Genomic DNA, 16667 nt, shown 5'->3' on the forward strand with positions numbered 1-16667 from the left:
CCGGACGCGGGCCCTACACCGTCGCCCCGGCGGCCTTCGCCGCGTCCCGCACCGCACCGGCGACCGCGCCCGCGACCTTGTCGTTGAAGACGCTCGGGATGATGTAGTTCGGGTTCAGCTCGTCCGGGGTGACGACATCCGCGAGAGCCTTCGCGGCAGCAAGCATCATCTCCGTGTTGACCGTGCGGGACTGGGCGTCCAGCAGGCCACGGAAGACACCCGGGAAGACCAGCACGTTGTTGATCTGGTTCGGGAAGTCGGAGCGGCCGGTGGCCACGACGGCCGCCGTCTGACGGGCGATCGCCGGCTCGACCTCGGGGTCGGGGTTCGCGAGCGCGAACACGATCGCACCCTCGGCCATGGCGGCCACGTCGGTGCCGTCCAGGACGTTGGGGGCCGAGACACCGATGAAGACGTCGGCGCCGCGGACGGCCTCCTTCAGGGTCCCGGTCAGGTTCTCGACGTTGGTGTTGTCGGCGATCCAGCGCAGCGCCGAGCCCGGAGCGGCGTCCACGAGGTCCTCGCGGTCGGCGTGCACGACGCCGTGGATGTCGGCGACGACGGCGTTCTTGACGCCCGCGGCGATGAGCAGCTTGAGGATGGCCGTACCGGCCGCGCCGGCGCCGGACATGACGACCCGGATGTCCTCGATCGCCTTGCCGGTGACGCGCAGTGCGTTCGTCAGGGCGGCGAGCACGACGATCGCGGTGCCGTGCTGGTCGTCGTGGAAGACGGGGATGTCGAGGGCCTCGCGCAGCCGGGCCTCGATCTCGAAGCAGCGGGGCGCGGAGATGTCCTCGAGGTTGATGCCCGCGAAGCCGGGGGCGATCGCCTTGACGATCGCGACGATCTCGTCGGTGTCCTGGGTGTCCAGGCACAGCGGCCAGGCGTCGATGCCGGCGAACCGCTTGAACAGGGCCGCCTTGCCCTCCATGACCGGGAGGGCGGCCTTGGGGCCGATGTTGCCCAGGCCCAGCACGGCCGAGCCGTCCGTCACGACCGCAACGGAGTTGCGCTTGATGGTGAGGCGCCGGGCGTCCTCGGGGTTCTCGGCGATCGCCATGCACACGCGGGCGACACCCGGGGTGTAGATCATCGAGAGGTCGTCGCGGTTGCGGATGGGGTGCTTGGACTGCATCTCGATCTTGCCGCCGAGGTGCATCAGGAACGTACGGTCGGAGACCTTGCCGAGCGTGACGCCCTCGATGCCGCGCAGCTGCTGGACGATCTCGTCGGCGTGCGCGGTGGAGGAGGCGGCGATGGTGACGTCGATGCGGAGCTTCTCGTGGCCGGACGCGGTCACGTCGAGGCCGGTCACCGAGCCTCCGTGGGACTCCACGGCCGTGGTGATCTGGGACACCGCGGTTCCGCTCGCGGGCACCTCCAGCCGGACCGTAATCGAGTAGGAGACGCTGGGCGCCGTTGCCATGGCCGACTTCCTCTGCTTTCACCTGTGACGCTGCTGCCGTCCGATGGTCGCACCTACTGATGAGTAGGCGTTAGCCGCGCCGGATTGCGGACTTTGTGTTCACGGAGCCGTCCAGAAGTCGTCCAGGAATCGCCCACGGGCCGTTCACGCGAAAGAGGCCCACGTCACATGGACGTGGGCCTCTCACCAGGTCAGTGACACCGACCCGCCATGCTCGCCTCGCGGCAAGTGGTCGCTCGTGGCGACGAAGGTTGGGCCCGGGGGCTTGGATCGGGCCGGTGTCTCGTCCAGGCTAACAAACGGATCCCGAAAGACCATTCCCCTCCGGAGAGTTCAATCTCTCAGCAGATCCGGCACGCCTTCCGCGTTTGGCTGGTCGCGCTCCGCGGACACGATCGTCAGCTGCTGGGTCGCCCTGGTCAGGGCGACGTAGAGCACCCGCAGTCCGGCGGGAGACTCGTCGGCGATCTCGGCCGGGGAGACGACCACCGTCGCGTCGTACTCCAGGCCCTTGGCCTCCAGGCTGCCGAGCGCCACGACCCGGTCACCGAGGCCGGTGAGCCAGCGGGCCGCCTCTTCCCGGCGGTTCATGGCGACCACGACGCCGACGGTGCCGTCGACGAGGCCGAGGAGCCGGGCGGCCTCCTCGCGGACGGTCTCGCCCAGCGACTTGTGTACGACGCTGAAGCGGGGCTGGACGCCGGTGGACCGTACCGCCGACGGGGAGGTGGCGCCGGGCATGGCGAGGGCCAGCACCCGGGCCGCGAGGTCGGCGATCTCGGAGGGGTTGCGGTAGTTCACGGTGAGCTGGAAGCGGCGGCGGGGACGGGTGCCGAGGGCCTCGTCGCGGGCCTCGGCGGCCTCGTCCGGGTCGGACCAGGAGGACTGGGCGGGGTCCCCCACGACCGTCCAGGTGGCGTGCCGGCCGCGGCGGCCGACCATGCGCCACTGCATGGGCGTGAGGTCCTGGGCCTCGTCGACGATGACGTGGGCGTACTCGACCCGCTCCTGGGCGAGCCGCTCGGCCCGCTCGCGCTGGGTCTCCTCGCGGACCGGCATCAGCTCCTCCAGTCCGGTGAGCTGGTCCAGCGGGTCCAGCTCGCGCCGCTTCCTGGGGCGGGCGGGGGCGCCGAGGAGCGCCTGGAGCTCGTCGAGCATGGCGATGTCGTGCACGGAGAGGCCGTCGCGTCTCAGCGAGCGGGCGACCCTGCGGACCTCGCCGGGGTTGAGGATGCGGCGGGCCCAGCGGCCCAGGCGCCGCTCGTCGGCCATGGCGGCGAGGACGGTCTTCGGGGTGAGCTCGGGCCACCAGGCGTCGAGGAACTCGATGAAGCTGTCCTCGGAGGTGATGTCCTCGTCGAAGGACGACCGCAGCTCGGCGGCCAGCTGCGGGTCGGTGTGCCGGGACCCGGAGCCGGACCGCGCCCACAGCGCGTCCAGCAGCAGTTTGCGCGCCCTGGGCCGCAGCAGGTTGACGGGCGCGGTGCCGCTGAGGGCGTTGTGGCGGATACGTTCCAGCTCGTCCGCCTCCAGCTCCAGCCGCCGCCCGAAGGCGACCACGCGCAGGCGGGCGGGAGGTCCGGCGGCGGGCTGCGGGGTTACGGCGGTGGCGGCGCCGTTCCCGTCCCCGGCGCCGTCGTCGGGGCCGGCGAGGTCCCCGAAGGAGAGTTGCCCGGAGTCGGAGCGGCCGGAGCGGGCCGCCCTGCCGCGCCCGGGGCCCTCCCCGGCGGCCGTACCGCCGACGCCGAGTTCCAGCACCCCGCGTGCCGCCTTCCGCAGCACCTTCAGCATCCGGTACGAGCCCTTGGCGCGGGCCACCGCCGGGGAGTCGTACAGGGTGGCCTCGACGCCGTCGACCAGGGAGCCGATCGCGCGGATGGCGACCTGGCCCTCCTCGCCGAGGGAGGGCAGGACGCCCTCGGTGTACGCGACCAGCAGGGGTGTGGGCGAGACGATGAGGATGCCGCCCGCGTAGCGGCGGCGGTCCTGGTAGAGGAGGTACGCGGCGCGGTGCAGGGCCACGGCGGTCTTGCCGGTGCCGGGCCCGCCCTCGACGTAGGTCACGGACGCGGCGGGGGCCCGGATGACCATGTCCTGTTCGGCCTGGATGGAGGCGACGATGTCCCGCATGGTGTGGCTGCGGGCCTGTCCCAGCGCGGCCATCAGGGCGCCGTCGCCGATGACGGGCAGCTCGTGGCCGTCGAGGAGGGCCTTGAGCTCGGGGCGCATGAGGTCGTCCTCGACGCCGAGGACCTTGCGGCCCTTGGAGCGGATGACCCGGCGTCGTACGACACGCCCGGGATCCACCGGAGTGGACCTGTAGAAGGGCGCGGCGGCCGGGGCCCGCCAGTCGATGACGAGCGGCGCGTAGTCGGAGTCCAGGACCCCGATCCGGCCGATGTGCAGGGTCTCCGCGATGTCGGCGGTGTTGTCCTCGCGGACCGCACCCTCGGCGGGTTCCACGGCGGTGTAGGCGCCGTCGGGCCCCTTCTTGCCGTCCTTGCCGGGGAGCAGGTCGATGCGGCCGAAGAGGAAGTCCTCGAACTCGTTGTTGAGCCGGTTGAGGTGGACGCCGGCCCGGAAGACCTGGGCGTCCCGCTCGGCGAGTGCGCCGGGCGTGCCGACCTGGCCGCGCTTGGCCGCGTCGTTCATGAGGAACTCCGCCTCGTGGATCTTCTCCTCGAGGCGCCGGTAGACCCGGTCCAAATGTTCCTGTTCGACGCTGATCTCACGGTCCCGGATCGAGTCCTGAACCGAGCCGACCGCAGTTGGTTGAGCCTGAGCGGCCACCGGGCCCCCTTCTGACGTGCTGGGCAGCCGTCAACCGTACGCGAAGGGGGCCCCGGCGGGAAGTTACGCGTCGACCTGGACGAGCTTGTTGCCGTCGGAGTCGACGACCTCGAAGTGGTCGATGTCGTTCTGGGCCGGTGCCACCGCACCGCCGATGTAGAGCGGCTGCTTGGACTCCGCGGTCTTGCCGTCCGGGAGGCCGTAGCCCCACTTGCCGACGGACCAGGTGGAGGCCGTCCAGCGCTCGCCGTTGGTGCCGACCGCGATCAGGGAGCACTTGAGCGGTCCCTTGACGCCCTTGAGCTCCAGGCCGAGCGAGGTGCCCCAGTTCTTCCCCTGCATGGCGACGGTCGCGCTGACGCCGGTCGAGGAGTCGGTGGCGGACACCTTGTCGCTCATGGACTCGAAGAGTTCCTTCGGGGTGGCCGCGAGGACCTGGTTCTGCTTGGGCCCGCCGCCCGAGTCGCCGGCGCTCGCCGCCATCGCGACGAACGGACCGCCGATGATCAGCGCGCCCGCGGCCGCCACCATGTAGAAGCTGCGGCGCCGCTTCTGCGCACGGCGCTCGGCGACCTCGTCCACGAGCTTGTTCACGATCCGCGGACTGGGCTTGGCGGACAGCGACTCCCCGATCGCGGGGGTGCCGGAACCCGGCAGGTCCGCGAGGGCGGCGAGCATCGGCTCCATGCCGGCGAGCTCGTCGAGCTGTTGCGCGCACCATTCGCAGGTCGCGAGGTGGGCCTCGAAGGCGGTCGCCTCGGCGTCGTCGAGGATCCCGAGCGCGTAGGCGCCGACGGTCTCGTGCTCGTTCGGCACCGGAGATCCCATCATGGAGCCAGACATACCCGAACCACCTGTGCCGAATCCCTGGTTACCCCCGTAAACACCCATCACGCTGTCACCCCCCGCTCCTCCAGTGCGAGCTTCATCGACCGCAGGGCGTAGAAGACCCGTGAGCGGACGGTTCCGCTGGGTATGCCCAGTGTCTCGGCCGCCTCGTTGACGGTACGCCCCTTGAAGTACGTCTCGACGAGCACCTCCCGGTGGGCGGGGGTCAGGTCGTCGAGCGCGTCCGACAGCGTCATCAACCACAGCGCCTTGTCGATCTCGTCCTCCGCGGGGATGACCTCCAGCGGCGACGGATCGACCTCCTGCGGCCGGGCCTGCCGGCTGCGGTGGCCGTCGATGACGATGCGCCGGGCGACCGTCACCAGCCAGGGGCGTACCGATCCGGTCGCTCGATTGAGCTGTCCGGCGTTCTTCCAGGCACGGATGAGCGTCTCCTGCACCACGTCCTCGGCTCTCTGGCGGTCACCCGCAACCAACCGGAGGACATACGCAAGGAGAGGCCCGGCGTGCTCCCTGTAAAGGGCACGCATCAGCTCCTCATCAGGTTCCGAGGGCTGGGACATGCGATGTCGGGCCCTCGATCCACGTTCATTGGCCACGACGGAATCCTTGCGCACGCCCACCTCCGATGTCCCGGGTTCCCCCAGTCGGTCGCTCGACCACGGGTACGGACAGGAGGGGTTGGGTGTTCAAAGTGCGACGACAGTTTTCTTCTGAGTGACGTGACGAGACAGGACATGGGCGCACATTCCCGCCGCGCGATCTTTACATTTCCACCACACAGGCAAGATCACGACTACCGCCCGTGAGGTTGAGCGAGTAAACGACATGTAATCGAAATCACTTCGACAGCCGCTCCACAGAAGGGACATAACGACCAGTCAGCTCTGTGAGAGGGCCGCGCGGCGACGATGCCGGGCCACCCTTTCGCGGTTCCCGCACACCTCACTGGAGCACCAGCGCCTCCTGCGCCCCCGTGATGTGTCGAGGTAGACGATGGGGCAGTTGTCCCCTTCGCACTCTCTGATCCCGGCCCGCGCGACCGGGTCCGTCAGCAGCTCTACGGCGTCCCTGGCGATGGCCCCGAGCAGTGCCGCGCAGTCGGGCGGACCGTCCAACTCACGCACCAGCGCGCCGTCCGTGTCCGGTACGGCGCGCGGGGCGGGAGGCGCGGCGCGGGCGGCCTCGTTGACGTGGGCGAGCGCGAGGTCGTAGCCGTGTCCGGGTGTGCCTCGCACCAAGTGTCCGATGCGGCCGCGCAGTTCCCGGAAGCCGACGAGCCAGGAGGGGCCCATGTGCGTCAGATCCGTCCCCCGCGGCACCAGTCCGGAACCGACGATCCAGGCGCCGAGCACCTCCGTGGAGTCGAGGCGTTCCTCGGGGTGGGTGGTCGCGAGGAGGTCGAGACAGATGCGTCCGGCGTCGAACCGCAGCTCGTACGCGACCGTGGCCGTACCCAGTGCCATGTGCCTGTCACCGCCTTGGGGTGCCCCGGTCGTAAGGGGTCGGTGAGGTGCTCGCGGCTGTTCCGGGGCTCCCTCTTACAGTGCCCTCCCGTCCTCGCCGCCGGAACCCCTCGAACCGGGAGCGGTGCGTGGACGCACACGTATGCGGCAGCCCGTCTCGGCCATGTCGGAGCGCCGGGCGGGTCCCTTGACTGGAGACATGACACAGAGCAGCAGGAGCAACGGCCTTGTCCTGGGCCGGTTCGTACTGGGCCGGTTCGTACTGGGCGCGGCCGCCGTTGCCACGGGCCTGATCGCCGGGGCCTTCTACGTCTTCGCGTGCGCCGTCATGCCGGCCCTGGCGCGCAGCGACGACCGCGTCTACGTCGAGGTGATGCGCGACATCAACGAGGTCATCCAGAACCCGGTGTTCTTCCTCGGCTTCCTGGGCGCCCCGCTGCTCACGGCGGTGGCGGCCTGGCAGGCGCGGGGCACGGGCGGACGGGGGTGGGTGTGGGCGGCCCTGGCCGTCTCCGCCCTGGCCTTCCTGGTGACGGTCGTCGTCAACGTCCCCCTCAACGACGCCCTCGCGCGCGACGGCGATCCCGGCGCCCTGCGCGAGGAGTTCGAGGACCCGTGGGTGGCGTGGAACGTGGTGCGGGCGGTGTTGCTGACGGTGGCGCTGGGGCTGCTGGTGAAGGCGACCGGCAAGGTGCGACCAGGGTCGGCTGCTAGACGTCCGTCCGGGTCGGCTTCGGGACGCCGGTGAAGGCGACGGGCAGACGCGCCGCCCAGGTCGGCCGGGCGGTCGGCTAGGCGTCCGAGTACTTCGCGTCCGCCGCGGGGTCCAGCGCCAGCCGGTACCCCCGCTTCACCACCGTCTGGATCAGCTTCGGGGCCCCCAGGGCCGTACGGAGACGTGCCATCGCCGTCTCCACCGCGTGCTCATCCCGTCCGGCGCCCGGCAGCGCCCGCAGGAGCTCCGCCCGGGACACCACCCAGCCGGGCCGCCGGGACAGCGTCCGCAGCAGTGACATCCCCGCCGGGGGCACCGGCCGCAGCGTCCCGTCGACCAGGACGGCGTGCCCCCGGATCTCCACCCGGTGGCCGGCGATGGGCAGGGTCCGGGCCCGCCCGGGAAGCTCCTGGCACAGCAGCTGCACGAGCGGTCCGAGCCGGAAGCGCTCGGGCGACACCGTGTCCACGCCCCGCGCCTGCAACGGCAGCGCGGTCACCGGCCCGACACACGCCGGCAGCACGTCGTGGTTGAGCGCGGCGAGCAGCTCCGGCAGCAGAGCGCGGTCCTCGGCCCGGGACAGCAGCGAGGCCGCGGCGGGAGCGCTGGTGAAGGTGAGCGCGTCGAGACCGCGGGAGACCGCCGCGTCCAGCAGCCGGTCCACCGGCCCGATGTCCTCCGGCGGCATCCACCGGTACACCGGCACCCCCACGACCTCCGCTCCCCCGGCCCGCAGCGCCTCCACGAATCCGGGCAACGGCTCGCCGTGCAGCTGAATGGCGACCCGGCGTCCCTCGACGCCCTCCTCCAGCAGCCGGTCCAGCACCTCGGCCATGGACTCCGACGACGGCGACCAGTCTTCCGTCAGCCCGGCGGCCCGTACGGCCCCTTTGACCTTGGGTCCGCGCGCGAGCAGTTCCACCTCGCGCAGCCGTTCGATGAGCGCCTCACCGAGCCCCCACCCGTCGGCGGCCTCGACCCATCCCCGGAAGCCGATGGCGGTGGTGGCCACCACGACGTCCGGTGCCTGGTCGATGAGGTCCTTCGTCGCCGCCAGCAGCTCGCTGTCGTCGGAGAGGGGCACGATCCGCAGGGCGGGCGCGTGCAGGACCGCGGCCCCGCGGCGCTGGAGCAGCGCACCGAGTTCGTCCGCCCGGCGCGCGGCCGTGACTCCCACGGTGAACCCCGCGAGGGGGCCGTGTTGCTCTGCTGCCTGCTGTTCGTCGTACATGGCTGTCGTCCCACAGTCTGTCGTCTGACCTACATGCCGACCGAGCCTGTCAACGGCTCGTGACAGGCTCGGTTCCGGTTCATGTCGTCAGTGTTACGTCACACCTCGGCGTAGTTGAGCTGCGGCTTCGCCTCTGTGGCGGTCGTGGCCGGGCCCTGGGCGGCCGTACGGCGAAGGTATACGGCCCAGGTGACCAGGAAGCAGGCCGCGTAGAAGGCGAGGAAGGCGACGAACGCGCCGGTTCCGGAGCCGTAGGAGAGGAAGGACTGGCGGAAGGCGAGGTTGATGCCGACGCCGCCGAGCGCGCCGACCGCACCGATCAGACCCATGGAGGCACCGGAGAGGCGGCGCCCGTAGGCGGCGGCCGCTTCGCCCTCCAGCCCCTTGGCGAGGGCCTTCGTGTGGAAGATGCCGGGGATCATCTTGAACGTCGAGCCGTTGCCGAGGCCGCTGAGGACGAAGAGCACCACGAACGCGGTGGTGAACAGTCCGAGCGACTTCTGCATGCTGGCGGCGATCAGGACCGCGGTCGCCACGCCCATGCCGACGTAGTTGTAGAGCGTGATCTTCGCGCCGCCGTACTTGTCGGCCAGCGCGCCGCCCACCGGACGGATCAGCGAGCCGAGCAGCGGGCCGATGAAGGTGACGTACGCGGCCTCCAGCGGGGTCCGGCCGAACTGGTTGGTCAGTACCTGGCCGAAGGCGAAGCTGTAGCCGATGAAGGAGCCGAACGTGCCGATGTAGAGGAAGGACATGATCCAGGTGTGCGCGTCCTTCGCGGCGTCCTTGGCGGCGCCGGTGTCGTTCTTCACGTTCTCGATGTTGTCCATGAAGAGCGAGGAGAGGACGGCGGCGACGAGGATCAGCGGGATGTAGATCCCGAGCAGCACCCGGGGTCCGCCGCTGGCGCCGATGATCGCGAGGGCGATCAGCTGGATGACCGGGACGCCGATGTTGCCGCCACCGGCGTTGAGCCCGAGGGCCCACCCCTTCTTACGGAGGGGGAAGAACGCGTTGATGTTCGTCATGGACGACGCGAAGTTGCCGCCACCGATGCCGGCCAGCAGGCCGACCAGCAGGAAGGTGTTGAACGAGGTCCCCGGCTTCATCACAGTGAAGGCGGCGATGGTGGGGACGAGGAGCAGGCTGGCCGAGATGATCGTCCAGTTCCGCCCGCCGAAGATCGCCACGGCGAAGGTGTAGGGGACGCGGACGACGGCACCGACGAGCGTGACCATCGACGTGAGCAGGAACTTGTCGGCCGGAGTGAGCCCGTACTCCGGGCCCATGAAGAGCACCAGCACGGACCACATGGTCCAGACCGAGAACCCGATGTGCTCGGAGAGAACGGAGAAGAGCAGGTTCCGCTTGGCGATCTTCTCGCCGGTCTCCTTCCAGAAGGTCTCGTCCTCCGGATCCCACTGCTGGATCCAGCGGCCGCCCCTGCTCGGGGGTGCGGGGGCTGTACTAGGGGCTGTCATGACGCCTCCACGGTGCGACGGGGCTCGGTCCTGCTGCGAGTGGCTGATCCCGAAGGTAGGGACGACGCGTTTCCTGCCTGTGGCACAGGGTGACCGGAAAGGAACGTTGCTCTCACCCCGGCGCAGGGCGGGATGAGAGGTCGTGGGGGCTTTGTGTTACGAACAGCTCCGCGCCGGGAGGCGGCGGTGTGAGAGCCGGGGGACTGCGTCAGCCGTCGGCGTCCTCGGGATCGTCGTAGTCCTCGGCCAGCCGGAGCCCCAGGTCGGACTCCCACTCCAGCGCCCATCGTCGCAGCTCAGCGATGTCTTCCGGGCTGAGCCCGTAGGCCGCGAACTCCTCATCACTCACCCATACGACACTCTCGAGCCGGTCGCGCAGTTCGCACAGGTCGAACTGGCCCAGCTGCTCGAGTTCGATCACGGAGTAGTACGGACAGGCGGCGTGGACGTCGATCAGGTCCTGGGGCAGACCGCGGTCGATGAGGGCGCGCATGGCTATGTCGATGAGGGCGCGCATGGCTATGGAGACCGTGCACCCGCACCCGCTCCCGTCCGTAGGGAGTGGGGCGGCATCCGTCGCCGGCCTCGGATCGCTCAAGCTCGCCTCCCGCGTGCCCTGTGTTACGGCGATCAGGTCGCCCGCGATCGGACACCGGCGCCCCCACCCACCTCGAACCACAGCAACTTCCCCGCCCCCCGGTCGAGCAGACCGCTCCCGAGGGACCAGCCGCCCCAGGAGTCGGCGAACTCCTGGACGAGGAACAACCCGCGCCCGCCGACAGCACCCACCGAACCGGGCGGAACACGGTCACCGGGCGGTTCGGCGAAGGGTGCCGGGATGCAGGGATGACTGTCCCAGACCCCGACCCGCAGCCGCCCCTCACCGAGGGCGGTCAGCCTCAACGAGGCGGGTCCCTTGGTGTGCAGGTAGGCGTTGGTGACGAGTTCGGACGTCAACAGCTCCACGGGGTCGAGGACATGGGCCATGCCATGCCCCTTCAGCGCGGCCCGCACGGTCGTACGTGCGACACGTGCGGCTCTGGGGTCATGCGGCAGGCGAAGGGCGTACACCCAGGTGTCGGGCAGGGCTACGGTGACCATCGGATACCTCCGCGGAAGAGAAAGGGAGCTTCGACGACTACTCGCTCAACGGCCGCGCCGGGCGGTGGCTGTGCCTGGGTGGGTGCGCTTCCGGCTTATGGGCGGGGGGAGTTGGGCGACAAGAAGTACAGTAGAGGCACATGGGAGATACATCTCCCCAATTGAAGAGATGTACCCGTTATTACCTCGTGTGGGTTACACGACCGCAGTGCCGCAGCCCGGAAGGACGCGCTTTTGCCACCCACCAGCAACCCCACCCTGCGCCAGCGCCGACTCGGGGCCGAGCTGCGCAAACTTCGCGAGCAGGCCGGCTTCACCACGACCGCTGCCGCCTCGATGTTCGGCGTCAACCAAGGACGCATCAGCATGATCGAGACCGGCCGCAGCGCCCTCAGCGCCGACCGCGTCCGAGCCATGGCGTCCGCCTACGCCTGCTCCGACGAAGCCCTGATCCACGCCCTGGCCGAGATGACAGGGCGGCGGACTCCCGGCTGGTGGGAGACGTATCGCGATCACCTACCGGCGGCGCTGGTCGACCTGGCCGAACTGGAGCACCACGCGACGGGGTTGCGGGTGGCCCTCGTGATTCACATCCCCGCTCTGCTGCAGACAACCGACCATGCCCGTTCCCTCTTCCGGGCAGTCGTACCGCCCATGCGGCAGTACGAGATCGAACACCGCCTCACCCACCGCATGAAGCGCCAGGGCATCCTGCACCGGGAAGATCCACCCCTGTACTCGGCCTTCATTCACGAGACGGCCCTGCGCATGGGCTTCGGCGGCCCCGCTGTCGTACGCGGCCAGCTCAAGCATCTGCTGGACATGAGCGAACTGACTCATGTCACGGTCCGCGTGATCCCCTTCGGTACGGAGTTCTTCCCGAGCACGGGCCAGTCCTTCGACTACGTCGAGGGTGCCGTCCCCCAGCTCGCTACGGTCCAACTGGACACACACCACGGTGGCTGCGGCTTCCTCGACACGGAGGCATGGTTGAGCAAGTACCGTGCCGTGCTTGATCACATGGAAACCTGCGCACTCGGCACCGCCGAGTCACGGGACTTCATCCACCGTCTCATCAAGGACACGTCAAAGGGCCGTACTGTGCAGAATCCCCACTGGCAGAAGTCCAGCTACAGCGGTGACAGTTCGAACTGCGTCGAGATAGCCGCCACCCTCACCGCCATCCACGTCCGCGACTCAAAGGACACAGAAGGCCCCCACCTCGCCTTCCAAGCCGCCGCTTGGACTCAGTTCCTTTCCCACACGACCTGTCCCACGTCGCCGGGACCTACCTACTGCTCCACATGATGCTTTGGCTGGGCAAGCCGATCGACACTCGCCCGCTGTTCGGGCCAGAGCTGACCTCGCTCCTCGATGCGCTGCGCGATCTGCGGCCCAGTGAGTGGGGCAGGATCGCGGTCCCGGGCTGGACCGTGCGCGATCTTGCCGTCCACATCCTCGGTGACTACCACGGCCGCCTCGGCTGGAGCACAGAGAGGCACCACCGCGCCATGGCGGCCGGAGAGACGCTGGAAGCGTTCATCCACCGGATCAACCAGGAATGGATCGACCTCCACGCCGATCACAGCCCCGCCGAGCTCATCGAGGCCCTTGAACTGGCCGGGCCCCGGGTCGCCCGCCGATTCGAGGGCACCCACCTCGACGCAACGGGCCTGGGAGTGTCCTGGGCAGGGGCAGACCCGGCACCGAAGTGGCTCGATGTCGCGCGGGAGTTCACCGTACTGGACCCACCGCCAGCAGATCCGCCATGCCATCGGCCAGGACACCGACCCGGAGCCCAACGCTCTGTCCGCGGTCCTGGACACCTTCATGAGAGCCCTGCCCCACACACTGCGTCACACGCCCGCGCCCGCCGGGACACAAGTCCAGGTGGCCACCGACGAGCCGGCCGTCGGCACCTGGACCGTGACCGCCACCGAGGACCGCTGGTCACTGGCCGAAGCCCCCACCGGCCGGCCCGCCGCATCAGTACGGCTGGACACGGAGACCGCCTGGCGACTCTGCACCCGCGGCATCGATCCTGTTACCGCCTTCGCCCGAGCCCGCATCAGCGGGGAGCGTCGGCTCGCCGAAGCCGTCTGCCGCATTGTGTCCATCGTCTATTGAGGAACCCTGGTGCGTCGAAGGCCATTGCCCCGACCTGGGGTGAGATCGCCCCGCAGCCCCGTCAGGCCCCGTGCCCGGCAGGCGTCGTCTGCTTCGCGCGCTCCCGCTTCACCCCGTTCGGCCACAACCGCGGCCTCCGCTTCGCCGCCAAATCCTCGATCCAGCCGAACGCCAGGATCGCGAGCCCGATCAACGGCCACACCAGGAAGAACATCCACAGCATGTCCGTCGCGTCGAGCGCCTCGACCGCGCGGTCGCTCTGCATGAAGGGGAGGCGGTAGGCCAGGTCGATGATCGGGACCGTGGCCATGATCAGCAGGTTGTGCCAGAGGTAGATCGTGATGGCGCGGTTGTTGGAGAGGGTCACCAGTTTGTCCCAGCGGGCCAGGCGGCCGGGCAGCTCCTGCCAGGACGGTGAGTACTGGAGCAGGATCACCACGAAACCGAAGGACCAGGCCGCCTGGGCGAGGGGGATGTCGTTCAGGTCCCAGCCCTCGGGGCCCAGGTGGCCGGAGGCCCACCACAGGGCGAAGGCCATCACCATGACCGAGCCGGAGACGGCGAGGTAGCGCGGGACCTTCGCCAGCACGCCCTCATGGTGCGCGAAACCGAGGATCCAGCAGCTGCCGTAGACCGTGAAGTCGGTGACGGCGTTGCCGAGTTCGCCGGGGATGGTCACCAGGCCCGTGCCCACCACGGCCGTCAGCGCCAGCGGTGCCAGGAGGGTCGCCCACGGCACCCTGCGGAACGCCCACAGCAGCAGGGGTGAGGCCAGCACGAACCACAGATAGGCGCGGAGGTACCACAGCGGGCCCACCGCCTGGTCCGCCCACGTGCTCTCCAGCAGGTCGGAGGGGAAGCCGACCTCCCACGGGTACGGCGGCGCCCCGATCGGGACGACGTAGTTGACCAGCTCCAGCAGGCCCCAGGTGCCGCTGTGGTCCGGGTCCTCGGAGAGCCTCCAGCCGCCGACGAACATCAGCGGCAGCACCACCGCGCTGAAGGCCCAGAGGGGCGGCAGGAGTCGGCGGATCCGGCCCCTGATCACGCTCAGCGTCGGCCTGTTCAGCGAGCGGGCCATCAGCGAGCCCGCCAGCGCGAACATCACGCCCATCGACGGGAACAGGACCGTCAGCCAGGCCCAGCCGAACAGGTGGTAGAGGACCACGCGGACCAGCGCCAGGGAGCGCAGCAGGTCCAGATAGCGGTCCCGGCCGGGGGCCTTGGGTGCGGCGACCGTCCCCTGCCGCCCCGCTGTGTACTCCTGCGTCATCCGACCGGCCTCCGCTCGTCACTGCCACTGCCGCTGCGCCGCTGCTGCCGGGGTACCGGTCCGCCCGGTGCCTCGACGACCCCCGTACGGCGCAGCTTCTGCCAGCGCAGGCGGCCTCCGGTGAGGGCCGTGATCCAGGACTGGAGCAGCACGACGTACATGAGCTGGCGGTAGAGGATCTGCTGCAACGGCAGCGAGATCAGGTGGGTCATGCGCTCCCGGTCGAGCCGGAACGCGTAGGCGGCGCACACCAGTTGGATCGCGAGGACGCCAAGCCAGGCCACGATCGTCTTCTCGGTCGGGCCGAACACGACGCCGTAGAGCAGGAATACGTCGATCAGGGGGGCCAGCAGGGGCGCCACCACCATGAACAGGGAGACCAGGGGCAGGCCGACGCGGCCGAAGCGGCCCGACGGGCCCCGTTCCACCAGCGCCTTCCGGTGCTTCCAGATCGCCTGCATGGTGCCGTACGACCACCGGTAGCGCTGGGACCAGAGCTGCTGGACCGTCTCCGGTGCCTCCGTCCAGGCGCGCGCCTTCTCCGCGTAGACCACGCGCCAGCCGTCCCGGTGCATGGCCATGGTGATGTCGGTGTCCTCGGCGAGCGTGTCGTCGCTCATGCCGCCGACGCGTTCCAGGGCGGACCGGCGGAAGGCTCCCACCGCGCCCGGAATCGTCGGCATGCAGCGCAGGACGTCGTACATCCGGCGGTCGAGGTTGAAGCCCATCACGTACTCGATGTGCTGCCAGGCGCCGATCATCGAGTCGCGGTTGCCGACCTTCGCGTTGCCGGCGACGGCTCCCACGCGCGGGTCGCCGAAGGGCTGGACCAGCTCGCGGACCGTGGACGGTTCGAACACCGTGTCGCCGTCCATCATCACGATGATGTCGTGACGGGCGTTCGCCAGACCGCGGTTGAGGGCGGCCGGCTTGCCCGCGTTGAGCTGGCGTACGACCCGGACGTTCGGCAGGCCCATCGCCTCGACGATCCGGGCGGTGCCGTCGCTCGAACCGTCGTCGATGACGAGCACCTCGATGGGGTGCTCGCTCGCCATCAGTGAACGGACGGTGTTCTCGATGCACTTGGCCTCGTTGTAGGCCGGGACCAGCACCGACACCGGCTGGGTGACCGGCTCTCCCCAGCGGAAGTCCTTGCGGCGCACGCGGCGGGCGTGGATGCCCGAGAGCAGCAGCATGAGGAGGAAGCGGCCGATGACCAGGGAACCGATGATCGAGAGTCCGACGACGAGGACGTCGGTGATGTGCTCGGAGGCCTGGACCAGGAAGATCCACGCCTTGCCCTTCCACAGTTCGGGTCCGGCGACGACGGTGTGCGCGGTGGGCGCGTCGAGGGCCTCGGTGAGGTTGTCGAACTCGTAGCCCTTGTCCTTCATGTCCGGCAGGAACCGGTCGAGGGCCTGGACGGTCTGGTGGCGGTCGCCGCCGGAGTCGTGCATCAGCACGATCGCGCCCTTGCCGTTCTTCGGCGTGGCGTTGCGGATGATCTGGCGTACGCCGGGTTTCTGCCAGTCCTCGCTGTCGGTGTTGTTGACGACGGTGATGTAGCCGCGGGTGCCGATGTACTCGGTGACCGGCCAGGACTTGTTGTCCATGGCGTCGGCGAAGGAGGAGTACGGCGGCCGGAACAGCGAGGTGCGGATACCGGCCGCGCCGGCGAGGGCGAGCTGGTTCTGGGAGAGCTCCCAGTCGATGCGCTTCTTCGACTGGAAGGACAGGTCGGGGTGGTTGAAGGTGTGCAGCCCGATCTCGTGGCCCTCGTCGACCATGCGCTTGACCAGGTCCGGGTAGCGGGAGGCCATGGTGCCGGTGACGAAGAAGACCGCGTGCGCGTGGTGCTTCTTCAGGACGTCCAGGACCTTGGGGGTCCAGGTCGGGTCGGGGCCGTCGTCGAAGGTGAGGACGAGCCGGCGGTCCGGCATCTTCAGGCTGGTGGCACGGCCGCTGCGGGTGTCGATCACCGGGCCGCCGTCGAGGATCTTCTCGGGCACCTTGTCGGTGGATGCCTCGGACCGGATGCGGTGGTCGGCGAGGATCTCGCTGTGGACATAGCCGCGCAGCATGAGCATCGCCATGAGCGCGACGAGGACGAGCACGGGCAGCAGCAGGCGCATGGGCAGGCGACGGCGCCTGGAGCCGGCGGGGGCTCCAGGCGCGGCCCCCGGGCGGCGGGTGCGGGATGCCATC

The 16667-nt window shown here is 69.6% G+C and carries 13 protein-coding genes and 2 pseudogenes; 4 read left to right on the top strand and 11 right to left on the bottom strand.

All coding sequences use genetic code 11. The annotated features are described in order from the left end of the window. Positions 1 to 13 precede the first annotated feature (13 nt). From ACGFWE_RS15385 to ACGFWE_RS15405, 5 genes are all read right to left on the bottom strand, one after another. Positions 14 to 1429, bottom strand: coding sequence for an NAD-dependent malic enzyme (locus ACGFWE_RS15385; protein ID WP_393600157.1), 1416 nt, complete (start codon positions 1427 to 1429; stop codon positions 14 to 16). 333 nt (positions 1430 to 1762) lie between these two features. After that, positions 1763 to 4219 carry a UvrD-helicase domain-containing protein gene (locus tag ACGFWE_RS15390; protein ID WP_352391141.1) on the bottom strand — a complete coding sequence of 819 codons (2457 nt, stop codon included), beginning with the start codon at positions 4217 to 4219 and terminating at the stop codon, positions 1763 to 1765. Between the two features lie 63 nt (positions 4220 to 4282). Next, positions 4283 to 5062: an anti-sigma factor family protein gene (locus ACGFWE_RS15395; protein WP_393600158.1), complete on the bottom strand. Its 780-nt coding sequence runs from the start codon at positions 5060 to 5062 to the stop codon at positions 4283 to 4285. Between the two features lie 47 nt (positions 5063 to 5109). Next, the gene (locus ACGFWE_RS15400) at positions 5110 to 5631 is read right to left on the bottom strand and encodes a sigma-70 family RNA polymerase sigma factor (protein ID WP_010039908.1); all 522 of its coding nucleotides are present in this window, start codon (positions 5629 to 5631) and stop codon (positions 5110 to 5112) included. Positions 5632 to 5949: 318 nt separating this feature from the next. Then, on the bottom strand, positions 5950 to 6534 hold the full coding sequence (locus ACGFWE_RS15405) for a CGNR zinc finger domain-containing protein (RefSeq protein ID WP_393600159.1): 585 nt from the start codon (positions 6532 to 6534) through the stop codon (positions 5950 to 5952). Between the two features lie 199 nt (positions 6535 to 6733). Between ACGFWE_RS15405 and ACGFWE_RS15410 the strand changes: the two genes are divergently transcribed. Then, entirely contained in the window at positions 6734 to 7282 is a 549-nt protein-coding gene (locus ACGFWE_RS15410) for a DUF1772 domain-containing protein (protein WP_393600160.1), read from the top strand. Positions 7283 to 7325: 43 nt separating this feature from the next. On the opposite strand, the gene ACGFWE_RS15415 is transcribed toward ACGFWE_RS15410, so the two are convergent. The 4 genes from ACGFWE_RS15415 to ACGFWE_RS15430 all read right to left on the bottom strand — a co-directional run bounded on the left by ACGFWE_RS15415 (position 7326) and on the right by ACGFWE_RS15430 (position 11062). After that, positions 7326 to 8480: a uroporphyrinogen-III synthase gene (locus ACGFWE_RS15415; protein ID WP_352391137.1), complete on the bottom strand. Its 1155-nt coding sequence runs from the start codon at positions 8478 to 8480 to the stop codon at positions 7326 to 7328. A 98-nt stretch (positions 8481 to 8578) separates the two neighbouring features. Next, positions 8579 to 9961, bottom strand: coding sequence for a nitrate/nitrite transporter (locus tag ACGFWE_RS15420; RefSeq protein WP_352391136.1), 1383 nt, complete (start codon positions 9959 to 9961; stop codon positions 8579 to 8581). A gap of 208 nt (positions 9962 to 10169) precedes the next feature. After that, a complete protein-coding gene (locus ACGFWE_RS15425) occupies positions 10170 to 10478 on the bottom strand; it encodes a hypothetical protein (protein ID WP_393600161.1) in 309 nt (102 codons plus the stop codon). Between the two features lie 113 nt (positions 10479 to 10591). Next, a complete protein-coding gene (locus tag ACGFWE_RS15430) occupies positions 10592 to 11062 on the bottom strand; it encodes an ATP-binding protein (protein WP_393600162.1) in 471 nt (156 codons plus the stop codon). 234 nt (positions 11063 to 11296) lie between these two features. Here ACGFWE_RS15430 and ACGFWE_RS15435 point away from each other — a divergent pair. The 3 genes and pseudogenes from ACGFWE_RS15435 to ACGFWE_RS15445 form a co-directional block, all read left to right on the top strand. Next, positions 11297 to 12145 (top strand): annotated as a pseudogene (locus ACGFWE_RS15435) (helix-turn-helix domain-containing protein); the annotation flags it as partial. An 18-nt stretch (positions 12146 to 12163) separates the two neighbouring features. Next, positions 12164 to 12370, top strand: a complete 207-nt coding sequence (locus ACGFWE_RS15440; protein WP_352391132.1) for a DUF397 domain-containing protein — start codon at positions 12164 to 12166, stop codon at positions 12368 to 12370. Further along, positions 12367 to 13189, top strand: a pseudogene (locus tag ACGFWE_RS15445) (maleylpyruvate isomerase family mycothiol-dependent enzyme). The gene ACGFWE_RS15440 and the pseudogene ACGFWE_RS15445 overlap by 4 nt, the downstream one beginning before the upstream one ends. Before the next feature lie 61 nt (positions 13190 to 13250). Here the strand turns inward: ACGFWE_RS15445 and ACGFWE_RS15450 are convergent. Together ACGFWE_RS15450 and ACGFWE_RS15455 are read right to left on the bottom strand one after the other, a co-directional pair. After that, positions 13251 to 14462 (bottom strand): acyltransferase, encoded by a 1212-nt coding sequence (locus ACGFWE_RS15450; RefSeq protein ID WP_352391130.1) that lies wholly within the window; start codon positions 14460 to 14462, stop codon positions 13251 to 13253. Further along, positions 14459 to 16666 (bottom strand): glycosyltransferase, encoded by a 2208-nt coding sequence (locus tag ACGFWE_RS15455; protein WP_352391129.1) that lies wholly within the window; start codon positions 16664 to 16666, stop codon positions 14459 to 14461. Before ACGFWE_RS15455 ends, ACGFWE_RS15450 begins: the two co-directional genes overlap by 4 nt. Position 16667: the final 1 nt, after the last annotated feature.

The sequence above is a fragment of the Streptomyces sp. NPDC048523 genome (assembly GCF_043199815.1).
Classification (GTDB): domain Bacteria; phylum Actinomycetota; class Actinomycetes; order Streptomycetales; family Streptomycetaceae; genus Streptomyces.